The 4729-nt window shown below is 42.7% G+C and carries 4 protein-coding genes; 3 read left to right on the top strand and 1 reads right to left on the bottom strand.

All coding sequences use genetic code 11. From position 1 onward, the window contains the following. The 3 genes from SORDD16_RS11640 to zwf all read left to right on the top strand — a co-directional run. Window positions 1–937 (top strand): ABC transporter substrate-binding protein/permease (locus SORDD16_RS11640; RefSeq protein WP_241733964.1); only part of this gene is annotated, 937 nt, incomplete at its 5' end. Further along, a complete protein-coding gene (locus tag SORDD16_RS03725; RefSeq protein ID WP_061452428.1) occupies window positions 937–1677 on the top strand; it encodes an amino acid ABC transporter ATP-binding protein in 741 nt (246 codons plus the stop codon). The genes SORDD16_RS11640 and SORDD16_RS03725, both read left to right, overlap by 1 nt. Before the next feature lie 153 nt (window positions 1678–1830). Continuing rightward, on the top strand, window positions 1831–3318 hold the full coding sequence (zwf, locus tag SORDD16_RS03720) for a glucose-6-phosphate dehydrogenase (protein WP_061452427.1): 1488 nt from the start codon (window positions 1831–1833) through the stop codon (window positions 3316–3318). Window positions 3319–3362: 44 nt separating this feature from the next. On the opposite strand, the gene ftsY is transcribed toward zwf, so the two are convergent. Continuing rightward, on the bottom strand, window positions 3363–4673 hold the full coding sequence (ftsY, locus tag SORDD16_RS03715; RefSeq protein ID WP_061452426.1) for a signal recognition particle-docking protein FtsY: 1311 nt from the start codon (window positions 4671–4673) through the stop codon (window positions 3363–3365). Window positions 4674–4729: the final 56 nt, after the last annotated feature.

Below are 4729 nucleotides of genomic sequence, written 5' to 3'. Positions count from 1 at the left end.
CAGTCTCAACACTGGAGCTATCGATGCCGTGATGGATGATGAACCTGTTCTCAAATATTCTATCAGCCAAGGGCAAAAGTTGAAAACGCCAATCGCTGGAACTCCAATCGGTGAAACAGCCTTTGCAGTTAAGAAAGGTAGCAATCCAGAATTGATCCAGATGTTCAATAAGGGGCTTGCCAACCTCAAAGCTAACGGAGAATTCCAAAAGATTCTCGACAAGTATCTAGCTAGCGAATCGTCATCTGATTCTACAAGTACGGTTGACGAAACGACGATTTGGGGCTTGCTCCAAAACAACTACAAACAACTTCTTAGCGGACTTGGAATCACGCTTGCACTTGCGCTTCTTTCCTTTGCCATTGCTATTGTAATTGGGATTATCTTTGGTATGTTCAGCGTCAGTCCATATAAATCACTACGAGTGATTTCAGAAATTTTTGTGGATGTAATTCGTGGTATTCCATTGATGATTCTTGCCGCCTTCATCTTCTGGGGCATCCCAAACTTTATCGAGTCAATGACTGGCCAACAGAGTCCAATTAACGACTTTGTGGCGGGTACCATTGCTCTCTCTCTCAATGCTGCGGCATATATCGCTGAGATTGTTCGTGGAGGGATTCAGGCTGTTCCAGTTGGTCAGATGGAAGCTAGCCGGAGTTTAGGTATTTCTTACAGCAAGACCATGCGCAAGATTATCTTGCCACAAGCAACCAAACTCATGCTTCCAAACTTTGTCAACCAGTTTGTGATTGCTCTCAAAGATACGACAATCGTTTCAGCTATCGGACTTGTTGAACTCTTCCAGACTGGTAAGATTATCATTGCACGTAACTACCAAAGTTTTAAAATGTATGCAATCCTAGCTGTCTTCTATCTCGTTATTATCACACTCTTAACCAGATTAGCCAAACGTTTAGAAAAGAGGATCCACTAATGGCAAAATTAAAAATCGATGTCCATGACCTCCATAAACAGTATGGAAAAAATAAGGTTTTAAAAGGAATCACGACCCAATTTTATGAAGGAGATGTTGTATGTATTATTGGACCATCAGGGTCCGGTAAATCAACTTTCCTCAGAAGTCTCAACTTACTAGAGGAAGTTTCTGGGGGTCACATCACTGTAAACGGCTATGATTTGACTGAAAAGTCCACCAATGTTGACCACGTTCGTGAAAACATTGGGATGGTCTTTCAACACTTCAACCTCTTCCCCCACATGTCTGTTTTAGATAACATCACCTTTGCGCCTGTCGAACACAAGTTAATGACCAAGGCAGAGGCCGAAACACTCGGAATTGAACTCCTTGAAAAGGTTGGTCTGGCAGACAAGGCCAATGCCAAACCAGACAGCCTCTCAGGAGGACAAAAACAGCGGGTAGCCATCGCGCGCGGTCTCGCGATGAATCCAGACATCATGCTCTTTGATGAGCCGACTTCAGCTCTTGACCCAGAGATGGTTGGAGACGTTTTGAATGTTATGAAGGATCTAGCCAAACAAGGAATGACTATGATCATCGTTACCCACGAGATGGGATTTGCCCGTCAAGTGGCCAATCGTGTCATCTTTACAGCAGACGGTGAATTCCTTGAAGACGGAACACCCGATCAGATTTTTGATAATCCACAACACCCACGTCTTAAAGAATTTTTAGATAAGGTGCTAAATGTTTAAACACTAACTGCGAGGTATTCCCTTGCAGTTTTTTTCTAACTTTGTATTGGATTTTTTATTTTTTTAGATAATTATGATAGAATAAAGTCTATGAATGTGAAGTTCTCTCACGCCTAGATTGACTAGGAAGAACATTAGAAATTAGGTATTTAAATGTCATCAAAAGTTATTGTTACAATTTTTGGAGCCAGTGGAGATTTGGCAAAACGCAAACTCTATCCTTCACTGTTTAGACTCTATAAATCAGGCAATCTTTCCGAGCATTTTGCAGTTATCGGAACAGCTCGTAGACCTTGGAGTAAGGAATATTTTGAATCTGTGGTAGTCGAGTCCATCCTTGATTTGGCAGACAGCACCGAGCAAGCGCAAGAGTTTGCGAGTCATTTCTACTATCAGAGCCATGATGTCAACGATACGGAGCATTACATCGAATTACGTAAATTACAAGCTGAGCTCAATGAAAAATATCAGGCTGACCACAACAAACTTTTCTTCCTCTCAATGGCACCCCAATTCTTTGGAACTATTGCTAAGCACCTCAAGTCAGAGCAAATTGTGGATGGAAAAGGCTTTGAACGGTTAATCGTAGAGAAGCCATTTGGAACGGATCATGTAACCGCCAGCAAACTCAACGAAGACCTACTTGCTACATTTGACGAGGAACAGATTTTCCGTATTGATCACTACCTTGGGAAAGAGATGATTCAGAGTATCTTCGCTATTCGCTTTGCCAACATGATTTTTGAAAATGTCTGGAACCGTGACCACATTAATAATGTTCAGATCACCTTTGCTGAGCGTCTCGGTGTCGAAGAACGTGGAGGTTACTATGATCAGTCTGGAGCTCTCCGTGATATGGTGCAAAACCATACTCTCCAACTCTTGTCCCTCCTTGCTATGGACAAGCCTGCTAGTTTTACGAAAGATGCTATTCGTGCTGAAAAAATCAAAGTTTTCAAAAACCTTTACCAGCCGACAGATGAGGAACTTGCTCAACATTTTATTCGTGGACAATACCGTTCTGGAAAGATCGATGGAAAGAAGTACATCTCCTACCGTAGTGAGCCAAATGTCAACCCTGAGTCTACAACTGAAACCTTCGCATCCGGCACTTTCTTTGTCAATAGCGAGCGTTTCCGTGATGTTCCCTTCTTCTTCCGAACAGGGAAACGTCTGACTGAAAAAGGAACCCATGTCAACATCGTCTTTAAGCAAATGGACTCCATCTTTGGAGAACCCTTAGCGCCAAATGTTCTGACTATTTATATTCAACCAACAGAGGGCTATTCTCTTAGCATCAATGGTAAAAAAGTCGGAGAGGAGTTCAACTTAACCAATAACTCGCTGGATTACCATACAGATGCTACTGCGACTGGAGCCTCACCAGACCCTTACGAAAAACTCATCTATGATGTTTTAAACAACAATTCAACTAACTTCAGTCACTGGGATGAGGTGAATGCTTCTTGGAAATTGATTGACCGCATTGAAAAACTTTGGGCTGAAAATGGGGCTCCACTTCATGACTACAAGGCTGGAAGCATGGGACCACAAGCTAGCTTTGACTTACTTGAGAAGTATGGAGCCAAATGGACCTGGCAACCAGATATCGCCTATCGTCAAGATGGCCGTTTAGAATAGCAAAAATATCCTGCAAGATTGACTTGCAGGATATTTATTTTGTATTAAATCAAGCCTTCTAAGAGACCTTTCATAAAGTTTTCTGAGTTAAATTCCCCTATATCATCAATTTTTTCACCGAAGCCAATCAATTTTACAGGAATATTGAGTTCTTCGCGGATAGCCAGAACAACACCACCTCGGGCAGTTCCGTCAATTTTTGTCAAAACAATTCCAGTCAATGGTGTTATCTTCGAAAATTCCTTAGCTTGTACAAGAGCGTTTTGACCTGTTGATGCATCAAGTGCTAAGAAAGTTTCATGCGGTGCTTCTGGGACAACACGCTTGATAATACGACCAATCTTTTCCAACTCAGCCATAAGGTTATCCTTGTTTTGTAGTCGGCCTGCTGTATCAATCATGAGAATATCAATCCCTTCAGCAACAGCACGTTCCATCCCATCAAAGACCACACTTGCTGGATCAGCCTTTTCAGGTCCCGTCACAACGGGAACATCCACACGACGGCCCCATTCGGCTAGCTGGGCCACTGCCCCTGCACGGAAGGTATCTGCCGCAACCAGCATGACTTTCTTGCCAGCTTGTTTGTAGCGATGAGCCAATTTCCCGATAGAAGTTGTTTTCCCAACACCATTGACTCCGACAAAGAGCATGACTGTCAAACCATCTTGGAAATGGATTTGTTCATCGTAGTTGCCATCCTTCTCATAGAGTTCAACCAATTTCTCGATAATGACACGACGAAGTGCGTCTGGCTTCTTAGCGTTTTCTAATTTGGCTTCATAGCGTAGCTCTTCTGTTAAGTTTGAAGCGATTTGCACACCGACATCGCTCATGATGAGCAGTTCTTCCAATTCCTCGAAGAATTCTTCATCAACAGAACGGAAGTTGGCAAAGAAGGCATTCAAACGAGCACCGAATCCCGTACGCGTTTTCTTGAGACTACGGTCATATTTTTCCTGAACGGTTTCCTCAACCTGAGGAAGTTCTTCTTCTACTACTTCAGAAGCTAGCTCTTCTTCGAACTCTTCAGTTTCTAAGTTCTCTTCTTCAAGAACTTCTTCTGCCTCTTGGAATTGCTCCAGTTCATCAGCTTCTAGCTCAATCTCTTCCTGAGCAGTTTCTTCGACTGCTTCTGGTTCAATGACCTCTTCTGTCGTGACCTGAGGAATTTCTTCTTGAGCAGGTATTTCTTCCACTTTGTCCCTTGCTGTCTCTTCCTGAGAAGTTTCTTCGACTGCCGTTTGGTTTTCTTCAACCTCTTCTGACAAATCAAGATTTTCTAAGACATCTTTGACAACTTCTTCGATCTTTGGTTCTTCTTTCTTTCCGAATAAACGGTCAAATAATCCCATATTCTATTTCTCCTTTAGCACGTATTCTTCGATAGCCCAGGCAACGGCTTCCTCAT

The organism is Streptococcus oralis, assembly GCF_001578945.1.
Classification (GTDB): domain Bacteria; phylum Bacillota; class Bacilli; order Lactobacillales; family Streptococcaceae; genus Streptococcus; species Streptococcus oralis_Q.
Note: the sequence above shows the minus strand (reverse complement) of the source record. Positions and strands in the feature narration are given on the sequence as shown.